The organism is Psychroserpens damuponensis, assembly GCF_000826655.1.
GTDB lineage: Bacteria > Bacteroidota > Bacteroidia > Flavobacteriales > Flavobacteriaceae > Psychroserpens > Psychroserpens damuponensis.
Genome location: NZ_JXJO01000023.1, coordinates 34,017 through 56,741, shown reverse-complemented (window position 1 = coordinate 56,741; position 22,725 = coordinate 34,017). Strand labels below are relative to the sequence as shown.

The window sequence follows — 22,725 nt, the reverse complement described above, 5'->3', positions numbered from 1 at the left end:
AAATAACTAGTAAAATGTATATTTGCACGCTATCAAACTTGGTTGCCATTTAATAGAATTGAGGTTATAATTAAAATATGATTCAAGAATTACTCAAGCATTTTAATCCAATAGACTATTTAGAGCTCTGGCTTCTATTAGCTTTTTTGATCGCTTTTATAGTATCACTTACTAGTTTTCCTGCTATTTTTAATGTAGCAATTGCAAAGGAATTAATGGATGAGCCAGATCATAGAAGTGTCCATGATAGAAAAACTGCGACTCTTGGAGGTGTTGGTATTTTTATAAGTTTGGCTGTCGTCATTACCACAATAGGAGCCTTGTTAGATACCAAAATCTTATTGTTGGTATTGGGTAGTATGACCATCTTATTCTTTTTAGGTTTAAAAGATGACTTATTAATTCTGTCACCTCGAAAAAAGTTTATAGGTCAAATAATGGCCGCATCATTGTTAATATTATTCACAGATACACGAATTTTAGGTTTGTCAGGTGTTTTTGGGATTACCATTTTGCCGTATTGGCTATCTGTATTGTTTACATTGTTTGTATACGTTTTAATTATTAATGCTTATAATCTGATTGATGGTGTTGACGGATTGGCTGGTTGTCTTGCTGTAGCAGGTTTCGCATCGTTTGCATATTTATTTGTTAAAACGGGAGATGTGACGATGTCTACTCTAACCGTTGGTGGTATTGGTGCTATAATTCCTTTTCTACGTTTAAATTTTTCTAAGCGTAAAAAAATATTTATGGGAGATACAGGATCAATGATTGTTGGATTTTTGATTGCATTTTGTTCAGTACGCTTTATAAATACAACAGAACTAAACCCTAAGTCCATCTTTTTTGAATCTGCACCTGTACTAGCACTTGCTATTGCTTTTTTTCCGCTTTTAGATACTTTGAGAGTATTTATTATACGACCAGTATTATTGAATAAAAGCCCTTTTTCAGCAGACCAAAATCATATTCATCATAGATTTTTAAAATTAGGATTTTCTCACGCTCAAACTACCATTTATATTGTGATTTTAAACTTGTTATTAACTGCTTTTGTTTACCATATAGGGCATCTTGATACGATCTATCAATTTTTGTTGATGGTTTTGGTTGGTACGTTTTTATACTCTTCACTTTTTATATACAATTGGCTAGTAATGAAAAAATGGATACCAGAATCCTCAAAGAATAAGCAAGTTTAACTAATTATTTGCTAACTTTTGCAAATCCTTTATTAGAACCTATATTTGCACTTGTATAAAATTTTTATAGTAATGAAGTATATAGTTGGTCTTAGTGTAATTATGATGCTTTTTAGTTCTTGTGCATCTAAAAAAGAAGTCTTGTATTTACAAGATTTAGAAGACTTTAATAATTCGTCTATAGTTTTCTCTAGTCCTAAAATACAAGCTAACGATATTTTGAAGATTACAGTTGGTGCTTTAATAGAAGAGACGGCTAAACCTTATAATAAAACGGTTGCTACAGGTACTACTCTTGAATTGATGAAATTTGATGGTTATTTGGTGACCGAACATAATACTATAAATTTCCCAGAACTTGGGTCAATTTCTACAGAGAATAAAACAGTGTTTGAATTAGAAGAGACTATAAAGTCTATGTTAGAAAAAGGAGGCCATTTAAAAAAACCTACAGTAAACGTAAGATTACTAAATGCTAAGGTGACAATTCTAGGGGAAGTAAATGCTCCTGGTGTTTACGATTTTACGGAGTCTAGTGTTACTTTTCTACAAGCCTTAGGTTATGCAGGTGATTTAACTATAAATGGTAAACGAGAAGATGTAAAAATAATTCGAGAAGTAGATGGTAATAGATTGATTTCAACTGTAGATCTTACCTCTGCCGAATTTTTAAACAGTGACTTTTATCAAATTAAGCCAAATGATGTCATTGTGGTGAACCCTAACAGCCCAAAAGTGAAAAGTGCGGGATTTGTTGGAAATACAGCTACCGTTATTTCTGTTGTGTCAATTTTGCTTACTACAGTTGTCCTTATTACTAGATAAAATTATGAATCAAGATTCAAATACGATTATCCCAAAAAGGAATGACCAAGGCGAAACTATTAAATTCGAAATTAGAAAGTATTTTCGGTATTGGTATTGGTTTGCATTAGGTGTTTTATTAGCATTAATTGGAGCCTATCTTTATCTAAGATATACACCAAAGATTTATTCGTCATCAGCTAAAATTAAAATTCTAAACAAAACGAAAGGCTTAGAATTACCATCGTCTGCTTTTATATTCAATAGGTCTAATATTAATTTAGATAATGAGATTGAAATTATAAAGTCATATCGTATTATTGAAGAGGTTGTCAAATCTCTAGACCTTACAGTAGAATATTACGAGGAAGGAAATGTATTAACGACACAAATAGATCGATTTCCTTTTAAACTTGTAAAAACTATTGCTAATGACAGTATTACAAATTTTTCTAGCTATAGGATTTTTATAGAGAACAATGGGTTTAAAGTATTCAAAGGGCAATCTGAAAAAAGTGTTTTTATACCTGAGTATAACTCATATAACGTAAATCATAATCTCCCATTTGAGATTAAATTTGAAAATAAAACGAATCTATCATCTTCTTTTGGAAAAACTTATATACTTAAGTTGATGCCTGTTTCTAGCGCGACGAGAAAATTAAAAGGGATGGTTAATGTTGGAAAACTAGGTAAAGATAGTGACCTACTAACATTGAGTTATTCTAGTCAAAGTAAGGCTTTAGCTAGCCATATTGTAAACAATGTAGTTGAAGTTTTCAATCAAGATGGTGTGTCAGATAGAAAACAAGTGTCTGAGAGAACTATAGATTTTATAGATGAGCGTTTTAAGTTTTTGGCTAAAGAATTAGATTCTATAGAAGTTGATATTAAAGATTTTAAAACGACTAATAATTTTATAGATATAGAATCTGATGCAGCTTCAGGAATTGGGGAAAAAATCATTTCTGAAAATCAAGTGTTTGATATAGAAAACCAATTGACCTTAACCTCAATGCTTGATGAAACTATCAATGAAACAAATACTGAATCTGATTTATTACCACAAAATATTGGCTTAAACAATTCTAACGTCAATACATTAATTAGTCAATTTAATGATCTTGTCGCTGAGCGCGACAAATTTGCAGTGAGTGCAGGTGATAATAATCCTACAGTGCAAATTCTAAATGAAAAGATATCTAGTGTTAAAGATAATATTAACTTATCAATGGATGCTTATCAATCGCAATTGAAAGCTACAAAATCCCAATTAGTAAGAAAAAATCAAAAATATGCGTATCAAGTATCAAGCTTGCCCCAAAAAGAAAAATTATTAAGATCACGTGAGCGTCAACAGGCAATAAAACAAACGTTGTATTTATTCTTATTACAAAAGCGAGAGGAATCTGCAATTAATTTAGCTATTACAGAACCTTCGATCAAGGTGGTAGAATATGCCTTAACAAGTGGTGCACCTATTTCACCAAATTCTAAGAATATCTATTTATTTGCTTTAGTAGCAGGTTTATTTTTACCATTTGGAGCCATTTATACTAGTAATCTTTTAGATACAAAAATAAAAGGAAAAGATGATGTCACGATTAGAGTGGGTAACATCCCAATTCTAGCAGAACTACCTAAGATTAAGAAGGATAAAAATCTAGTTTTTGATAATCCTACCGATCGCTCAGTGCAATCTGAAGCATTTAGAATATTAAGCGCAAATGTAAATTATATTATACCATCTGGTAAAGATGATTTAGGTAAGGTAATCTATTGTACATCTACTATTAAAGGTGAAGGGAAAACCTATGTTGGAATCAATTTGTCATTAGCATTATCAAGTATCAATAAAAAAGTGTTGCTTATTGGTGCAGATTTAAGAAACCCTCAGATACATACTTATATTTCTAGAGATAAAAACCTTGAAGGATTATCTAATTATCTACATGATGAATCTATAGATTGGAAACAACTTGTAATCAAAGGTTTTGATAAGCATGTGAATCATGAAATCCTATTATCAGGAGATATACCTCCAAATCCAACTCAACTACTTACCAATGGTAGATTTGAGAAATTATTAAATGAAGCTAAAAACCATTATGATTATATTATAATTGATACAGCTCCAACTATTCTGGTAACAGATACGCTCTTGATTTCTAAGCATGCTGATGCAACTATCTATTTGTTAAGAGCAGAGCATACTGAGAAAAATTTATTAGAGTTCTCTAAGAATCTATCTGATACTGGTAAGATACAGAATATGGCATATGTTATAAATGGAGTAGGAGCTAGCAGATCTTATGGGTACTCATATAACTATGGCTATGGCTATGGTTATGGGAGTTCTGATAAATAATAGTCTAATTTAACTGTTAGCGAGATCTTTTAAACGCTTAATGGTGTCTGTTTGGTTGTCACTTTTAAAAACGTGGCTACCTGCTACAAATACATCAGCACCTGCCTCTACAAGTTGTTTAATGTTTTTATCTGTGACGCCTCCATCAATTTCTATTTTAGTATTTAAACCTTGTTCATCAATCATTGCGCGTAACTTTTTTACACGATTGTAAGTGATGTCTTCAAATTTTTGTCCGCCAAAACCAGGATTGATTGACATTAATAGTATCATGTAGCACTCTGGTAATATGTCTTCTAAAACAGAAACTGGAGTGGTTAAATTAAGCACAATACCAGCTTTACAACCAGCATCTTTAATTTGTCTCAAGGTTCTATGTAGATGCACTGTTGATTCATGGTGTACTGTAATTATATCGGCTCCAACTTTTGCAAAATCTTCGATATAACGTTCAGGCTTTTCAATCATTAAATGAACATCTAATGGTTTAGTAGCATGCTTTTTCATGGCTGCAATAACTGGCATGCCATAGGAGATGTTTGGTACGAAGTGTCCATCCATAACATCAATATGAAACCAGTCTGCATCACTGTTATTTACCATTTCTACATCACGTTGAAGATTGCCAAAATCGGCAGCTAACATTGAAGGTGCAATTAATTTTTGAGCCATTGTATAAAAGTTACTATGATTAAGTTTCAAAGATACTCAAAAAATAAAGTTTCTTCTAGTAGATTACTAATAGTTGATATATTGTAGTTGGCGAATTTCCGAAGAAAAAATACAAACTATTATAAAATGAGTGAACCCAGAGTAATCAGCTCTGGGTTCTTTCATCAATCAAAAAACGAACAGTTATGTTTTGTAACTGTTGTTGTCGTTATTTAGTCGTAATTTCAATCAAAAATTACATACCAAATATATGGATTTAAATTAAATTCTACTAGTAATACTCGGTAACTGAGTTTATAGATATTAACCTAAATAAGTTTTTAATATTTTACTACGAGATGTATGTTTTAATCTACGAATCGCTTTTTCTTTTATTTGTCTAACACGCTCACGAGTTAATTCAAATGTTTCACCTATTTCTTCTAACGTCATAGGGTGTTGATTGCCAAGGCCAAAGTATAATCTAATCACATCGGCTTCTCGAGGTGTTAATGTTTCTAAAGCACGTTCGATTTCTGTACGTAAAGATTCGTGTAGTAGTTCTCTATCAGGATTTGGAGATTCACCACTACGTAATACATCATAAAGGTTGGAGTCTTCTCCTTGTACTAAAGGTGCATCCATTGAGACGTGACGACCAGAATTTTTTAATGACTCCTTAACATCGTTGATAGTCATGTCTAATTCTTTGGCAATCTCTTCTGGACTAGGCGGACGCTCATGACTTTGCTCTAAAAAAGCAAACGTCTTATTAATTTTATTAATAGCTCCAATTTTATTTAATGGCAATCTTACAATACGAGATTGTTCTGCTAAGGCTTGAAGTATGGACTGTCGAATCCACCATACAGCATATGAAATGAATTTAAACCCTCGAGTTTCATCAAAGCGCTGTGCTGCTTTAATTAAACCTAAGTTTCCTTCATTAATTAAATCTGGTAATGTTAAACCTTGATTTTGATATTGTTTTGCAACAGAAACTACGAAACGCAAATTTGCTTTAGTTAATTTTTCTAATGCTATTTGATCTCCTGCTTTAATGCGTTGTGCTAATTCAACTTCTTCATCTGCAGTAATTAAATCAACCTTACCAATTTCTTGTAAATATTTATCTAAAGACGCGGTTTCTCTGTTAGTAACCTGCTTTGTAATCTTAAGTTGTCTCATTTGATTATGTGCTTTTAAATTTGGGTAACCCTAATGTTGTATATAGTTATACGTAACAAGTACATAAAATGTTACAAAAAAAATAAAATAAATTAAATTTTGATTAGTTTCTTGTTATTGAGGTTGATGTCGTCTAGCATTTCGGCTGTGAATTTATAATGTCCTCTTGTAGTGATTAATCTGAAATGTGATGACTTTAAAGCTGTTAACGTGTTAAGGAAAAGCCATTTAGATTTAAGTAGTTTTGGAGCTGCGCTCTTTAAACTGATATCAAAATAGTGTTTTTTGCCTTCCTTTGTAGCTACAATATCTGGTGTTATTGATATGTCACTTCCTTTTTTTGAATAGGATTTTGGTGTTTCATAGCCTTCACTATCAACCTTGATATTTTCAAAACCGTGTTGCTCCAAATAGGTTACCGAATCTTCTAAAATGTCCTTATATTTTTCTTTGTCTGCATGTATCATAGCTATTAGTATACTTAAAAAGATTGAGATTTGCAAATAAATAACTGCCAATTAATTAGTTGTAGTGAACTCTTAAATCATGTTAGTTCATTTTAACGGGTAAATAGTATTATTGTTTTATGTTAATTCTCGAGTTAACCAACCACGTCTGCTTGCCGTTGCTATAGCATAAGGCGTAATCCAAAATAAACCAAATGTATAGAGAATGCTATATGAGTAGGCCCAAATAGATTCTGAAATTTTATAACGATTAGAATAAAAAATTACAGAAAAACTAGACAGAACCAAAATGCTCATCAATGTAGCTCCTAGAAATAACAACGGATGTGTGGCTACAAAAACTAACATGATAATCAAAAAAGGATAGCTCAATATCATTTCTAAAAACTGACTCACAAATAATAATCTTGCTCCAGATTTTTTACCCTCTCTAAAATTAGTAAAAACATATTTTGCCATAGATAAGTTTTCACGAACATTACTACGTCCCCATCTTATAAACATTTTATAAAGTCCTGTGTACTCTTCTGGAACGTTGGTATAAGCCACTGCATTTTTTTGAAAAAGTACATGCTTTCCTTGTTTTAAAATCATATTAGTCATGGCGCGATCTTCTCCGATATCTGAAGGTTTACCCATAAAAGTTTGGTTAATCCATTCAGGTAAGCAATTATGAACAGCTGTACTACGATAAGCAGCTAGAGCTCCAGGTGTACATAAAACTGTATTTAAACTACTCTCGGCAGAGCGTACAAATTCAAAACTTAAAACAAAACTTACGTCTAGCATTTTAGGAAGCATGGCTTTTTTATTATTTAAAACACGAATATTACCAGCAACAGCGCCACAATCTTCATTGTTTACAAACGGACTTACCAAATGCTTCAACGTGTCTTTATTAACAATTGAATCACTATCTACGGTAACAAAAATATCACCTATACCTAAATTAAATCCTCTATAAAGCGCATGGCGTTTACCTTGGTTTTCTGGTTGTTGTAAAATGGTTAAACGATCACCTAATTTCTTTTTGGCATCTTGCATCCAAATCCAAGTATCATCTTTACTGCCATCATCTATAGATAATAATTCTAATTTGTGTTGTGGATAATCACTAGCTGCCAAACTCATTAGTGTATCCCATACTTGTTTACCTTCATTATAGGCAGGAACTATAACTGTAACCGTTGGTAGTTCATCATTAGAAACTGGAGCTATTGGTTTATATCTAAAATATTTATAAAGCATGAAGAGAAATAAAGCGCCTTTAAATACCACTAAGGCAGTTGTAATGGTTATAAATACAGTTCCCCAAAACGAAGTTAAACGCTCAGTATTGATAATATCAAGATCACCACTAAATACGCTAAAAAAATAAATTCCAATAGCCATTAGTAGAAAAGAACTAAAGAGGACCGTTAAATTTCGTCGTGTTTCGGGATCATTGATGTCAACATTGAAATGGTTGAAAAATGATTTTATTTGATTTAAGAGTTTGCTGTTTTTATTGTCAGTTGTTGATTTTACTGTGACAAGAGTAGAGTTTTTAGTTTTCATGAAGTGATCTAGATGTTTATGGTTGTGTTTCTAGATTTACGCGAGGATTTGGCTTTTAGATTTTTTTTAGCATTTATTTATGATTAAAGAATGAAATTTAACATTTCCGAAGAAAAACAAAAAAAACCTCAAACAGACTTAATTCCGTTTGAGGTTTTGTATTTGAGTTAAAAGAAATTAATCTCCTTTTTTATCTTCTCTTGGTTTGCGGTCATCACGACGATTATCTCGTCCGCGATTATCTCTACCTTTATTGTCACGTCCACCAGATCTATTATTATCTCTTGGAGGTCTTTCTACAAAACCTTCTGGTTTTGGTAAAATAGCCTTGCGAGATACTTTTTCTTTACGCGTACGTTTGTCTATACCAAAGTATTTTACATCAAAAACGTCTCCCATATTAACAACATCGCTAACATTTTCAGTACGTTCCCAAGCTAATTCACTAACGTGTAATAAAACTTCGTTTCCTGGAGCTTCCATATATTCTACAACAGCACCAAAATCTAACATTTTAATAACTTTAACTTCGTATACGCTACCCACTTCAGGTTTAAATAAAATAGCATCAATTTTTGCCATAACAGCATCAATACCTTTTTTACCAACTCCTAAAATTTCTACAATACCTTCTTCAGTCACTGGATCTTCGTTGATAACGATAGTTGTCTCAGTTTCTTTTTGCATTTCTTGTATTACTTTTCCACCAGGACCAATTAACGCTCCAATAAATTCGTTAGGAACACGTCTTGTAATCATTGTTGGTGCATGGTCTTTTACATCTGCATTTGGTGTAGCAATTGTATCAGTCAATTTTTCTAAGATATGTAAACGACCGTCACGAGCTTGTTGTAGTGCGTTAACTAAAATCTCGTATGATAAACCTTTTACTTTAATATCCATTTGACAAGCTGTAATACCATCTGCAGTACCAGTTACTTTAAAATCCATATCACCAAGGTGATCTTCATCTCCTAAGATATCGGATAATACAGCATATTTTCCAGAATCGGCATCAGAGATTAATCCCATTGCAATACCAGAAACTGGTTTTGTCATTTGTACACCAGCATCCATCATTGCCATTGTACCAGCACAAACAGTTGCCATAGAAGACGAACCGTTAGATTCTAATACTTCAGATACAACACGTACTGTGTACGGACAATCATCTGGTACCATTCCTTTTAACGCACGTTGTGCTAAGTTACCGTGACCTACTTCTCTACGAGAGGTTCCACGAATTGGTCTAGCTTCACCTGTACAAAAAGGAGGGAAGTTATAATGTAAATAGAAACGCTCTTCACCTTCTTGAGATGGCATATCTATTTGGTTGGCATCTCTAGATGTACCTAACGTTACTGTTGCTAATGCTTGCGTTTCTCCACGTGTAAATACAGAAGAACCGTGTGTTGAAGGTAAGTAATCTACTTCACACCATATTGGTCTAATATCTGTAGTTTTACGACCATCTAAACGTAAACCTTCGTCTAATGTTAAATCTCTAATTGCTGCTTTTTCTGCTTTAGCATAATATTTAGAAACTAATCCACCGTAATCTTCTAATTCTTCTTCAGAAAATGTTGCTTTAACTTCTTCTTTAATATCACTAAAAGCTGCGCTTCTTTCATGTTTAGAAGATCCTGCCTTAGCAATAGCATATACTTTATCGTAAGCTAAATCATGAATTTTTTTCGCTAAATCGTCATCTTCGCGTTCTGGCTCATACTCACGAGTTTCTTTTTTACCAAATGCTTCTGCTAATTTTACTTGAGCAGCACATTGTACTTTAATATGCTCATGAGCAAACTTAATAGCGTCTGCCATTTCTTCTTCAGAAATTTCATCCATTTCACCTTCAACCATCATTACAGAATCAGCTGAAGCACCAATCATCATATCGATGTCAGACTCTTCTAATTGCGCAAATGTTGGGTTGATTACGAATTCTCCATTAATACGACCAACTCTCGCTTCTGAAATTGGACATTCAAAAGGGAAATCTGATAATTGAATAGCTGCGGAAGCGGCTAAACCTGCCATTGCATCTGGCATAACTTCAGGATCATGAGACATTAATTGTATCATTACCTGAGTTTCAGAATGGTAATCTTTTGGGAATAATGGACGTAAAACTCTATCCACTAAACGCATTGTTAATACTTCACCATCACTAGGTCTGGCTTCTCTTTTAAAGAAACCACCAGGATAACGTCCTGCTGCTGCAAATTTCTCTCTGTAATCTACTGTTAGTGGAAGGAAGTTGACGTCTTTTTGTTCATAATTGGAAACAGCTGTACATAATAACATACATTTTCCAGATTGCACAACAACGCTACCATGTGCTTGTTTTGCTAATTTTCCAGTTTCGATAGAAATCTCTCTACCGTCACCAAGGTCTATGACCTCTCTAAATACCTTTGGAATCATAAATTTTTTTAATTCTAAATTCTAACGCATTATTGCTCGTTAGAATATTGTTAAACAATGGTCGTTGTGTTGTTGTAGTTGTTGTGTGACATAAATGTCGTGACCAATGAAAAACTATTTGTCCTGAACTTTTTTTCGGGATCAAGCTTCTTATTTACGATTGTTATACTCTATCGTAAGAGTTATTTGTATAAAAAAAAGAGGCACGAAGCCTCTTTAATATTATTTTCTTAAATTCAATTCTTTAACTATTGCACGATATCTTAAAATATCTTTCTTAGTTAAGTAATCTAGTAAGCTTCTTCTTTTACCTACTAACTTTACTAATGAACGCTCAGTATTATAATCTTTACGATTGTTTTTTAAGTGCTCTGTTAAGTGGTTAATTCTGTAAGTAAATAATGCGATTTGACCTTCTGCAGTTCCAGTGTCTTGTGCATTTTTGCCATGTTTTTTAAAGATGGCTTCTTTTTCTTTTTGATCTAAATACATGCTAATATTGTTGTAAATGATTTTTATGTATACGAAAGCTCTTCTTTCGAGCGGCAAATATAGTTATTTTTATTTAATAGCTAATTGCTTTTTATAAAATTAAATAGTCGTCTATTAATTTAAATAGAATAGAAAATTATTATTTGTTTTCTTAATTCTCTATCCATTTTGCTATGGTTTGTAGTAAATGCTCTTTTATAATTGGTTTTGTTAAAAAATCGACACATCCTTTTTCATAGCACATCGTTTTTTCTTCTTCCATTGCATGTGCAGTTTGCATTATTATTTTAGCCTTTGGATTAGTTTTTAAAATTAAATCCATAGCCTCTATACCACTCATTTTTGGCATTCTAATGTCTAAAAGGACTAAATCTATATTTGGATTTTCTTTATATAAATGCACAGCAATCTTGCCATTGTTGGCAAATATGATTTGAGCTCCAGTCTTTTTTAGAATCACTCCTAATAACATTCTAATTAGCGTGTTGTCTTCTGCGATTAAAATGGTTTTGTCTTTAAGAAAATCATCATTTTGAACACGTGTTTTTACAGTATTTTCAATGGGAGCTGTTGCTGGTTTTATGGGGATTTTAAAGTTAAAGGTGGTTCCTTTATATCTTTTTGATTCTACTGAAATTTCTCCTCCTAAAAGTGTTATAATTGCTTGACAAATGGATAAGCCTAATCCAGTGCCTCCATATTTAGCGCTATCTTTGTAATTAACTTGTTTGAAACGTTCGAAAATTTCTTGTTGTTTGCTTTTTGCAATGCCAATACCTTCATCTTTTACAAAGAATGATAAGTAGTTTTCTTCCTTTTTTAAACCGAAGCTAATTGTTCCCTTATCAGAAAATTTTATAGCATTATTTATTAAGTTGGAGAGTACTTGCTCTAACCTTCTTGGATCTGTGTTTATAATTAAGTTTTTGAGATCTTTGGGTATAATCACCTCAAGTTTAAGGTGTTTTTTTTCTTTTTGAGCTTTAATTTGTTCAAAATTTAGAGCTACATTTTCTAACAACTCACTTATATTACAGTTTTTATACAATATTTTTAATTGGTCTGATTCTATTTTAGAAACGTCAATAATATCGTCTATTAAATTGAGTAGTTGTTTAGAGTTGTTGTCTATTATTTCGATGTATTGGAGCTTGTTTTTCTTGGTTAGATCGTCGCTTCTTAAAAGATCTGCAAAACCGAGTACGCTAGATATTGGAGTTCTAATTTCATGACTCATATTAGCTAAAAAGAAATTTTTATGTTTATTAGCTAGTACGGCATCTTCGGCTTGTTTTTTAGCAATAATCAAAGCTTTTTCGTTCTCTTTAATTTTGGTTATATCTTGGGCAGAGCCTCTTAGTTTTACTATTTCACCTTTTTCTTTTACAGCCTCACCTTTTGCCCACATCCAACCAATTTCACCATCGGTTCTAATCATTTTGAGTTCTAGTTCGTAAGGTTTCCCCTTGCTTTGTGCTAGATTTACGGCCTTCGATAAGTTTTCCCAACTTTCATTGGTAAATAAGTCTTTATGCAAGTTGTAATTAGGAGGGTCTTGGTTTAAATCTAATTTAAAGATTCGGAATAGTTCATCACTCCAAGTCAAGTTTCCTGTAAGAATATCCATGGTCCAACTCCCTACATGTGTTATACTTTGTATGCGGTCTAACTCATATTTACTAGTAATTAAAGCTTCTTCTTTTTTCTTTAACTCTGTGAAATCTGAGATTGTACCAGCAAATTCTCCTTTTTTAGGACAAAAAGTGTTAACAAGGAAATATTTGTTTAACGCTTCGACATAACCCTCTATAGTTTGGTTTTTTTCTAAAAAAGCTGTTTTAGCATATTTTTTAATCCATTGATTTGGATCGTCTTTTAATTGAGGAACTATTTCTGAAACTTTTTTACCAATAATTTCGTCTGTTTTTAATCCTAACATTTTAGCATAAGCTGGATTGACATCAATATATTCCCAGTCTATTGCATCTCCTTTACTGTTCGTTATTATTTTAGCATGAATAAAGCCTTCAGTTAAATTTTTGAACAATTTATGGTATTTATAATCGACTTCTTCTAATTCTAGTTCTACTTCTTTTATTTTGTTAATATTATTTATAGTAATAACCACACCGTCTAATACTTTGCTAGATGTTACAAAAGGGCTAATGCGTTGCAAGTAAAAGTTGCCCTGTTTATCTCGTATTTGACTCTCCGTAATATTTAGTTTTGTTATGGAGTGTTTTGCGTCTGAAATTAATTTAGCTGTTGTTTTTGTGTTAAAATTAGAGGTGAAATTAGATAGTTTTCTGCCAATATCTTCTTCTTGTAATTTAAATATCTGTTTAATTGCTGGTGTAAATTTTCTAATACGTAATTCTGCATCTAAAAATAAAGTAGCGATTTCGGTATTGTCTAAAAGGTTTATAACGTCGTTGCTTAAATTTGTTAACTCCTTGTTTTTTTCTTGCATTTCAGTGTTAACAGTATATAATTCTTCATTTACAGACTGTAACTCTTCATTAGTGCTTTGTAGTTCTTCATTAGTAGCCATTAACTCTTCGTTGGATGACTGTAATTCTTCATTAGTTGTCTCTAACTCTTCTATGGTATTTTGAAGTTCTAATTTTAAAGTTTTTATTTCATATTCTAAGTCTTCAATTTGTTCTATTGTAGCTTCGCTAGGAAGAGATGTAGATATATTTAGTTCTTCAAGGTTTTCTACTATTATGTCTTGACTAAATTCTATCAAATAACAATCGTCTAAATTTTTGCTTGATGTAGGTTTATGTATTTTAAGATTAAATGTATAAGATGTGCCCTCTGCGTTATTAATAATGTTATTAATAAGTACATCCTTTTTAGTTTTTTCTAGTTCTCTTATGCCTTTTTTTAATAGAAGAGCAATATCTTCATTCACTATTTTTAAAAGGTTGTTATGGAAAACACCTTCTTTATGGTGTAGTTTTTTTCCAACATTTCCTTTTATAAATAAAATATTAAAACTATGATCTATAAATATAGCGTCTGGACTAAAACGACTACTTAAGTATTTATTAAATGGATAATCTTCAGTATGTAAATAGTTTTTTTTGTTAATAGGATACAATATTGTTTTTGTTCTTGGAATAGAATTTATACTAGATAGTGAATGGGATTCTGGTATATATTTAGTTTTTACAATATTTTGAAAAATTTTCCATTTACTGTTAATAGTTTTAAAGTAAGGCTCTATTTCACCTAAAGATTCGCTATTACCAAGAAATAAATATCCAAAAATGTTTAACGAAAACTGAAAATTACGCATTACTTTTCTCTGTATTTTTTTGTCAAAGTATATGAGTAGGTTTCTGCAAGATGCTAAGTCTAAATTAATAAAAGGAGGCGATTTCAATAAATTGTGATTTGAAAAGACAATTTTTTCTCTTATCGTTTTTATTATTTGAAGTCTGTTTTCAGATTTTATAAAATAGGTTTCTAAAAATTCTTTATTAATTTCATTAATAATATTTATATTATAAATACCCATACTAGCTACTTCCAATGCATTTGTATCTATATCTGTAGCAAATATTTTAAATTCTATCCCTAATTTGTTTTTTGTAATATAGTCGTTAAATAGCATTGCTATGGTATATACCTCTTCTCCAGTTGAACAACCTGCAATCCAAATCCTAATAGTTTCTCCTATTTTTTTGGAATCGCAAATTTTTGGTATTACCTGTTTGTTTAGCTCAACAAAGGCTTCTTCATCTCTAAAAAATCGAGTAACACCTATTAAAAAATCATCTCTGAGTGCTTCTTTTTCTTTGTCGTTTTTTTTACAAACTCACTATAACTTTTAATGTTGTTAATGTTATTAATCCCCATACGTTTTTCCATTCTACGTATGATTGTATTTTTTTTGTATTCTCTAAAATCTACGCCACAATGTTTATAAATTTCAACAAGAATTCCTTTAAACTCAGTTTCTAGCTTTTGTGTGTTTAAATCTAAGGCATTTAGGATTTTTAATTCTATATTTTTAGAGGTTAAAATTTTGGCAATTTGTTGAGTGCTTTTTATATAGTCTACTGCATTAGTATTTATAGCTGCATTTGGCATTCCATCAAACTCGGCTTCTTCTGGGTTTTGAGCTATTGTAATACCTCCTTTTTCTTTTACGGTTGTGATACCTCTAGAACCATCTGATCCTGTTCCAGAAAGAATTATGGCTATGGACTTTTCTTTAAATTCTTCACCCAGTGTATGGAAAAAAATATCTATGGGTAAGTTGAGATTGTTTTTTGGACCTTTTTCTAATAGATAAATTTTAGAACCTTTAATATGTAAATTTTTATTTCTTTGATTTAAATAAATACAGTTTGGTTTAATAGGTAATTTGTCTTTTGCGGTATGAATGGTCATATTAGTGAACTTACTAAGTAGTTCAGGCATTAAACTTTTAAAGTCTGGAGATAAATGTTGTACAATAATAAACGACATACCTGTGTCATCGGGTATGTATCGAAATAAGTTTTGAAGCGCTTTTAGTCCTCCAGCAGAAGCACCGATACCAACAACATTAAATTCTTTAAGTTTTGAATTCATATATTCTGTATTTAAAGTTTATTAATCGTCACATTTATTTTTGTTTTAGGGTAAATCATTATTTGAAGTTGATTAAACCACAACATTTAGTGAGTTTATATGTTTAGATAACTTCAAAGACATATTGAATTTTTTGATAAAATGTGGATGTTTAAAACACATAAAAATACAATGGGTTAAATTGGAACGACGTTGTCATACATTGCAATGTCGTTTTAAGTGAAGTTACTTCTATTTTCAATTTGTTGTTATGAATGAGATTTGGGTTATTCAATGTTGCAACAGTAAATTCTTAGGGAGAATTTTATATCAAAACGAAAATAGTAATTTTATTTAGAAAAAACAATTATAAACCATTAATATACAGTGTGCTATATATTGTGGCGGTTTGTGGTGAGTTTTTGTTGTTGCTAATGATTAAAAATGAGGAACCAAAAAAAACCTCACCAAAATAAATGGTGAGGTTTTTTTTAGTTGTAAGTATAGAATGAATTTATGCTCTTAAGGGCTTATTCATTACTAGGTCTATATACTGGTTAACTCTGTTTTTTAAATCTCTTCTATGCGTTATAAAATCTAAAAACCCATGGTCTAGTAGAAATTCGGATGTTTGAAAACCTTCTGGTAATTCTTGTCCTGTAGTGTCTCTTACAATTCTAGGGCCAGCAAAACCAATAAGTGCTCCAGGCTCTGCAATATTAATATCGCCTAGCATTGCAAATGAGGCTGTTGTTCCTCCTGTTGTTGGATCTGTACATAACGAAATATACGGAATTCCTGCATCGGCTAATTGTGCAAGTCTAACCGATGTTTTTGCGAGTTGCATTAAAGATAAAGCTGCTTCCATCATACGAGCACCTCCAGATTTGGAAATGATCATAAAAGGGATATTATTTTTAAGTGAATATTCGGCTGCTCTTGCTATTTTTTCTCCAACAACACTTCCCATTGATCCTCCAATAAAAGAAAAATCCATACAAGCAATAACTAAATCTTCGCCTTTAGATTTACCAACAGCTGTTCTTACAGCGTCTTTAAGTTTTGTTTTTTCTTGAGCGGCTTTTAAACGATCTGGATATTTTTTAGTATCCTCAAATTTTAATGGATCTTTAGAGGTTAGATTTACATCTAACTCTTTATATTTATTGTCATCAAATAGAATTCCAAAGTATTCTCTACTACCAATTCTTACGTGATAACCATCTTCTGGACTTACGTAGAAATTTTTTTCAAGTTCTTCTGTATCTATTATTTTACCGGTAGGAGATTTGTACCACAGCCCTTTAGGTGTGTCTTTTTTCTCTTCGGTAGAGGTTGTTATCCCTTTTTCTTTTCTTTTAAACCAAGACATATTTTTAATTTTCGATATTAAATATACGAAATTAGAAGTGTTCTAAATCGGAATTGCGTTAAGGATTAAAGCGGCATCCTTTTTTTGAAGTGGGTTTTATGTTAAAAACCTGCTTTAAAAAAAGATATAGCTGAAAGCCTGACGACAAAATTAAACACAAAAAGTTTAATTTTGTCGTAACGCCCAAAAAAATATTAAATTCAGTGAAATTTAGTGTGTTACAAATCACTAAATGAGTTTGTTACAATGTGTTTACATTGTTAAGGTCTTCAAATGCTTTTTTAAGGCGCTCAACAAATGCATTTTCTCCTTTACGTAACCAAACGCGAGGATCGTAATATTTCTTGTTTGGTGATGCTGGACCGTCTGGAGAGCCTAATTGTGTTTTTAGGTAGTCACTTTTTTCTCCCATATAATCTCGTACACCACTCATAAATGCGTATTGCATGTCTGTATCAATATTCATTTTAATGACACCGTACCCAATAGCTTCTTGAATTTCTTCTTCTGTAGAACCTGATCCACCGTGAAATACAAAATCGATATGGTTGTGAGGTAAATTGTGTTTTTTAGATAAAAACTCTTGAGAATTTTTAAGAATTTTTGGTGTTAATTTCACATTACCTGGTTTGTAAACGCCATGTACGTTTCCAAATGCAGCAGCAATGGTAAACTGGTCACTTATCTTGCTTAGCTCTTCATAAGCGTAAGCTACTTCTTCTGGTTGTGTGTATAATTTTGATTCATCAACATCACTATTATCTACACCATCTTCTTCACCTCCTGTAATACCTAATTCTATTTCTAAGGTCATTCCCATTTTGCTCATACGCTCTAGGTATGTTTTGCAAATTTCTATATTTTCTTCAATAGGTTCTTCGGAAAGATCTATCATGTGAGAACTGTAAAGTGATTTGCCAGTTGCGGCAAAATGTTCTTCACTTGCATCTAATAAACCGTCAATCCAAGGTAGTAATTTTTTTGCACAATGGTCTGTATGTAAAATTACAGGTACTCCGTATGCTTCTGCCATTAGGTGCACATGTTTTGCGCCAGCAATAGAACCTGCAATTGCAGCTTTTTGATCTTCGTTGCTTAAACCTTTACCTGCATTAAATTGAGCACCACCATTTGAAAACTGAATAATTACTGGTGCATTTAATTCTTTTGCAGTTTCTAAAACTCCATTAATTGTATTAGAACCAATAACGTTAACTGCTGGTAAAGCGAATCCTTTTTCTTTAGCAAGATTAAAAATTGCTTGAACTTCTTTTCCTGTAGCTACTCCTGGTTTTATGTTGTGACCCATGATTTTTTTTGTTGAATGTTAAGTTTCAAAAATACGTAAATTTTGAATAATTTGAGTAGATTTTAAGAGTTTCATAAGATAGATTTTTACGCAAACGTTATCGGTTTTAGCGAAAAAAATAGTGCTATTATGGGTTAAAAAGGATAGTTAACACCAATATTATAAACGGCATTTCCAAAGTTGTAATCTTTAAACCAACGCTCGCCTAAAGTTCTTGAAGGATCATAGGTTTTAAAGCCAATATCACCTCTTAATACAAAGAAACTAAAGTCGTATCTGAGACCAAAGCCAGAACCTACAGCAATATCTTTTAATGAGCTCAACCCATCAAAGGTGGCTGCTTCGTCTTCAACATTATCAAAGACATTCCAAATATTACCAGCATCTACAAATACGGCACCATTAAAACGTCCTAATAAATTAAAACGTTGTTCTGCACTCAATGTAATTTTTAAATTTGCTTCATTAAACTCATTTGTTGAGACTGTGCGTCCTGGTCCTAAATTATAGGCTGTCCAAGCTCTAATATCATTAGGTCCTCCTGCGAAGAAACTTTTTGCAAATGGGATGTTGTCAGAGTTACCATAAGGAATGGCAATACCAAAATAACTACGTACAGCAAATTCATTTTTTCGACCTAAATCCCAATGCTTAACATAATCAATTTCGGCTTTGGCATACTGAGAAAATGGAACGCCAAATACTTCGTACTTATCATCGGTGTTTTTTTCAAGACCTAAAACATTAGACAGGTTGGATAGCATATTTCCGGCAAGTTCTAATCGTAATCTTACAATAGAGAAGTTTTTATCAAATAAGTTTTCTCTTCTGTTTTTTACATAATTAAAGCTCGATGAAAAAATAAGGTTGTCTTCTGTAAGTCGATCTTTACGTTGCTTGATGTTACTTACGGTTATATAATCGTCATCTGTTGTATCTAGTGTCGTATTTCCATTTACAACGTCATTAATAAATTGATCTGCAGGAGCAAATGAACTTCCTAAATCTGGTGGGTCTCGTAGCACTTCATTTTCATCAATAATGCCAAGATCTTGTGCTATGGAGTTTAAGCTAGAAAACGAGTTTTCATAAACGCCAAAATAATTACCAATATTTAGGTTTTTTACATATTGTACATTAAGTAAATCAAAACTATTGGTAACTTTATTAGTAGGATACCAATTATAGTTTAGTGCTCCTGTAAATGCTTGTTTGTCTAAGCCTATGTTTCGTTGACTAGTTGCACTTAAATTTATACTTGTGCTTGGTGACATGTATTTTGGGACGATTTTTTCGGTTTTAAAAGGAAGAAAAAATCTTGGGATGTTTAATCTAATATTACCTCCAACTTCATTAATATCAAAAAATTGATCGGTACTACTTGAGGCTTCTTTAGATGATCCTATAGAGCCAAGTCCTGAAATTTCTAAAGTTTCTGCACCTCTAAAAATGTTTCTAATTTTTAGTCCGGCATTAAACCCAAATCCTACGGTTTGGATGTTACTTTGAGATACTTCAAAGCTACTAGTGAGTTCAAATTTTTTCTTCGGAATAAGGTACACATTAGCGGTTAAAGTAGAATCTTGCTCATTTGGGATGTAATCAATTCTTGGATATCTAAATGCTTTGAGTTCACTTAAATAGCGATATGTTCTGGTTCTTGCGATGTCTTTAAACACATCACCTTTGGTGATAAATACGGCATCTGTAATGGCACTTGGCCTGTATTTTAGTTTATTATAGCTGTATAGGTTGTAATTTTTAAAGGTGACCGAATCTGTAATGGTAGAATCTCGATATTCATTTTTATAATCGGTATAAATATTGACATCCTTAATTTTGTAGACCTTAAAAGGTACTCTAGCTACAGAGTCTTCATTTCTAATGGTTCTATTCGCAATAATTAAATTTGTATTTACTTTTTTGTTTGTACGCACTGTATCAATGTCATAGGTGATATAATCTTGGCCAAAATAATAAAACCCAGAATTTCTAAGTTGTGTTGTTAATCGGTCGCGTTCGTTAGCGTAATTTTCTTCATCGTACTGCTGTCCTTTAGCTATTAGCGATCTTTTTTTTAAGCTCGAATTGTAAAGTGTATCAATAGCAGGTGTTTTAATAGTAGAGGTAATCGAGTCTAAAATATAGGGTTGTCCTGTTTTTACATTATAAGTAACTCTTGCTTTTTGGGTGCTATCCTTTTTAGTGTCAAAAGAGGTTTTTACATCAAACCATCCCTTACTGAAATAATATTTTTTTAAAGCTAGAGCTGTTCTTTCTGCTTTTTTTTCGTTGTATATGGTTGGTGCTTCCCCCGTTTTTTTTAGCCAATTATTAAAGTTTTTTCTAGATTGTAGTTCTTTATAAAATTGTTTTTTAGACAGTAATTTTGTTTTCCAAGCTACTTTTCTCGGGTTGTCTAAAACTTTAGCTTGTAAAATGGAGTCTATATTAGGTCTCGCCAAATTGTAAATATGAATGCGAAGAGGAATACCCAAAAGTGTACCGTTAGGCTTTTGATACTGTAAGTTTTCAATCGTTTCAGTAGACGTGGTTTTATCATTAACTAAAACCGTGTTATTTACTAATAAGTGCTCGTCTTTTTTTACGCGCTTCATTACATCACATGAGAATGTAGAGCATATCAAACTAACGATTAATAGTCTTAAAACGGTATATTTCAAAAGTGAGGATGTTTGCATTTAAAATCTATCCAAATTTACAGTTTTATTATCTTCTTATCATAACAATTATAAGACCAAAAAAGTATTACTTTGTATTTTTATTACAATTTTACATTATTACCTTTAAATTAATGCTAACCAAGAGTCATATAAAATTAATTACGAGCCTAAAACAAAAAAAGTTTAGACAGCAGGAGCAATTATTTGTAGTAGAAGGTATAAAAGGTATCAACGAGTTTTTGAATTCAAGTTTTGAGCTCCATATATTGTTTTCTACGGAAACTATTTTTAATGCTGAAATGATCTTGATTTCAGATAAGGAACTTCAAAAAATTAGTAGTTTAAAGTCTCCAAATACAGCTGTTGCTATTTTTAAAATTCCGAAGAGAACCAACACTATCGCTCAAGGATTAGTTTTAGCTTTAGATGATGTTCGAGATCCAGGTAATTTAGGGACCATTATTAGGTTATGTGATTGGTTTGGAATTAAACAGTTGGTGTGTAGTAATGCGACTGTAGATTGTTATAACTCTAAAGTTGTCCAAGCTACTATGGGTTCATTGGCAAGAATTGATATTCAGTATGTAGATTTAGAAGCCTATTTAAAAGCCTATCAAGAGGATGTCTTCGGGACGTTTATGGATGGAAACAATATCTATTTGGAAACATTACCTAACAGCGGAATCATTGTTATGGGTAACGAAGCTAATGGGATTTCTAAAACGATTGAAAAACGGGTTACTAAAAAAATAAGTATTCCAAGGTTTGGAGATGTACAAGCTACAGAGAGTTTAAATGTGGCTACAGCAACGTCAATTGTGTTGAGCGAGTTTAAACGTTTTAATGGTTGAGATTGAGGTTAGTTGTTCAAATTTCCGAAGAAAAAAGGTGTTGCTAAATACGTTTACTACTGAAATGTAAAATTTAAAAACACGCCTCTAGTTTTCATTGTAGATACGTTACTCGTCCAAGGACTATTAGGATCTTCATCTCTTACTAATTCATCATTTAGTGCAAAAACGCCACGAATAGAAGGCGTAAATTTAAACCATTGATTATAAAAATCGATACCAAATCCTAACTCGTAAAATAATACGCTTTTCTTTGTTCTAAATTGTCCAGCAGCATTATCATCTGGGTTTTCTTGATTGCTTGATAAGTTTAAGGCTGTAGAAAATCCGCCAATAATAAAAGGTTTGATATTATTAAATCGTTTGGTTGATACTTTTAGCAATAATGGAAAATGTACATAAGTAGATTTAACTTCACGCATTAAATCTGAACTGGTAGGATCGGTACCATTAAAATATGAAGGGTCGTATTGTATATTTCTAGTGGTTATAAATAAGCCAGGTTCAAAACGTAAATCAAAATAATCGTTAAGTCTAAGGTTGGATACCAAACCAACACTAAAACCCATGTTGGTTTCTACCAATATATCGGGTTGATCTTCTTCATAGGTAAACTGATAATCGTAACTGTTTAGCCCTAAGTAAAATCCCCAAGACACTCGTTGCTTATCAAAATTCTCTATGTTTTTTATTTTTTCCTTACTAAATAGTTGAGCAGATACAGTTTGTGTAGCTATTAATAAAATTAAAATTATAAGTATTCTCTTCATAAATTACGATA

Annotated in this window: 16 protein-coding genes; 4 read left to right on the top strand and 12 right to left on the bottom strand. The window is 31.9% G+C overall.

Features of this window, described 5'->3' with window-relative positions:
* The first annotated feature begins 77 nt into the window (after positions 1-77).
* The 3 genes from TD29_RS13885 to TD29_RS13875 all read left to right on the top strand — a co-directional run bounded on the left by TD29_RS13885 (position 78) and on the right by TD29_RS13875 (position 4,377).
* Positions 78-1,205, top strand: a complete 1,128-nt coding sequence (locus TD29_RS13885) for a glycosyltransferase family 4 protein (RefSeq protein WP_052467121.1) — start codon at positions 78-80, stop codon at positions 1,203-1,205.
* A 72-nt stretch (positions 1,206-1,277) separates the two neighbouring features.
* Entirely contained in the window at positions 1,278-2,030 is a 753-nt protein-coding gene (locus TD29_RS13880) for a polysaccharide biosynthesis/export family protein (RefSeq protein ID WP_040281390.1), read from the top strand.
* Between the two features lie 4 nt (positions 2,031-2,034).
* A complete protein-coding gene (locus tag TD29_RS13875; RefSeq protein WP_040281388.1) occupies positions 2,035-4,377 on the top strand; it encodes a GumC family protein in 2,343 nt (780 codons plus the stop codon).
* A 9-nt stretch (positions 4,378-4,386) separates the two neighbouring features.
* Here TD29_RS13875 and rpe read toward each other — a convergent pair whose 3' ends face one another.
* The 11 genes from rpe to tamL all read right to left on the bottom strand — a co-directional run bounded on the left by rpe (position 4,387) and on the right by tamL (position 21,111).
* On the bottom strand, positions 4,387-5,049 hold the full coding sequence (rpe, locus tag TD29_RS13870) for a ribulose-phosphate 3-epimerase (protein ID WP_040281386.1): 663 nt from the start codon (positions 5,047-5,049) through the stop codon (positions 4,387-4,389).
* A gap of 303 nt (positions 5,050-5,352) precedes the next feature.
* A complete protein-coding gene (locus tag TD29_RS13865) occupies positions 5,353-6,216 on the bottom strand; it encodes a sigma-70 family RNA polymerase sigma factor (protein ID WP_040281384.1) in 864 nt (287 codons plus the stop codon).
* Positions 6,217-6,308: 92 nt separating this feature from the next.
* Positions 6,309-6,683, bottom strand: a complete 375-nt coding sequence (locus TD29_RS13860; protein ID WP_040281382.1) for a hypothetical protein — start codon at positions 6,681-6,683, stop codon at positions 6,309-6,311.
* A 117-nt stretch (positions 6,684-6,800) separates the two neighbouring features.
* Entirely contained in the window at positions 6,801-8,240 is a 1,440-nt protein-coding gene (locus tag TD29_RS13855) for a glycosyltransferase (protein ID WP_040281380.1), read from the bottom strand.
* Positions 8,241-8,417: 177 nt separating this feature from the next.
* The gene (locus tag TD29_RS13850) at positions 8,418-10,670 is read right to left on the bottom strand and encodes a polyribonucleotide nucleotidyltransferase (protein WP_040281378.1); all 2,253 of its coding nucleotides are present in this window, start codon (positions 10,668-10,670) and stop codon (positions 8,418-8,420) included.
* A gap of 222 nt (positions 10,671-10,892) precedes the next feature.
* On the bottom strand, positions 10,893-11,162 hold the full coding sequence (gene rpsO / locus TD29_RS13845) for a 30S ribosomal protein S15 (RefSeq protein ID WP_040281376.1): 270 nt from the start codon (positions 11,160-11,162) through the stop codon (positions 10,893-10,895).
* A gap of 151 nt (positions 11,163-11,313) precedes the next feature.
* The gene (locus TD29_RS13840; protein ID WP_241485284.1) at positions 11,314-14,877 is read right to left on the bottom strand and encodes a CheR family methyltransferase; all 3,564 of its coding nucleotides are present in this window, start codon (positions 14,875-14,877) and stop codon (positions 11,314-11,316) included.
* 59 nt (positions 14,878-14,936) lie between these two features.
* Positions 14,937-15,749 carry a chemotaxis protein CheB gene (locus tag TD29_RS18780; protein ID WP_052467119.1) on the bottom strand — a complete coding sequence of 271 codons (813 nt, stop codon included), beginning with the start codon at positions 15,747-15,749 and terminating at the stop codon, positions 14,937-14,939.
* Positions 15,750-16,242: 493 nt separating this feature from the next.
* Positions 16,243-17,100: an acetyl-CoA carboxylase, carboxyltransferase subunit beta gene (accD, locus tag TD29_RS13835; protein WP_040281374.1), complete on the bottom strand. Its 858-nt coding sequence runs from the start codon at positions 17,098-17,100 to the stop codon at positions 16,243-16,245.
* A gap of 241 nt (positions 17,101-17,341) precedes the next feature.
* Complete coding sequence (fbaA, locus tag TD29_RS13830) at positions 17,342-18,409, bottom strand: class II fructose-bisphosphate aldolase (RefSeq protein ID WP_040281372.1); 1,068 nt, start codon at positions 18,407-18,409, stop codon at positions 17,342-17,344.
* Between the two features lie 134 nt (positions 18,410-18,543).
* Complete coding sequence (tamL, locus tag TD29_RS13825; RefSeq protein WP_052467118.1) at positions 18,544-21,111, bottom strand: translocation and assembly module lipoprotein TamL; 2,568 nt, start codon at positions 21,109-21,111, stop codon at positions 18,544-18,546.
* 113 nt (positions 21,112-21,224) lie between these two features.
* Between tamL and TD29_RS13820 the strand changes: the two genes are divergently transcribed.
* The gene (locus TD29_RS13820; RefSeq protein ID WP_040281516.1) at positions 21,225-21,944 is read left to right on the top strand and encodes a TrmH family RNA methyltransferase; all 720 of its coding nucleotides are present in this window, start codon (positions 21,225-21,227) and stop codon (positions 21,942-21,944) included.
* A 56-nt stretch (positions 21,945-22,000) separates the two neighbouring features.
* On the opposite strand, the gene porT is transcribed toward TD29_RS13820, so the two are convergent.
* Complete coding sequence (porT, locus tag TD29_RS13815) at positions 22,001-22,714, bottom strand: type IX secretion/gliding motility protein PorT/SprT (protein WP_040281371.1); 714 nt, start codon at positions 22,712-22,714, stop codon at positions 22,001-22,003.
* Positions 22,715-22,725 lie beyond the last annotated feature (11 nt).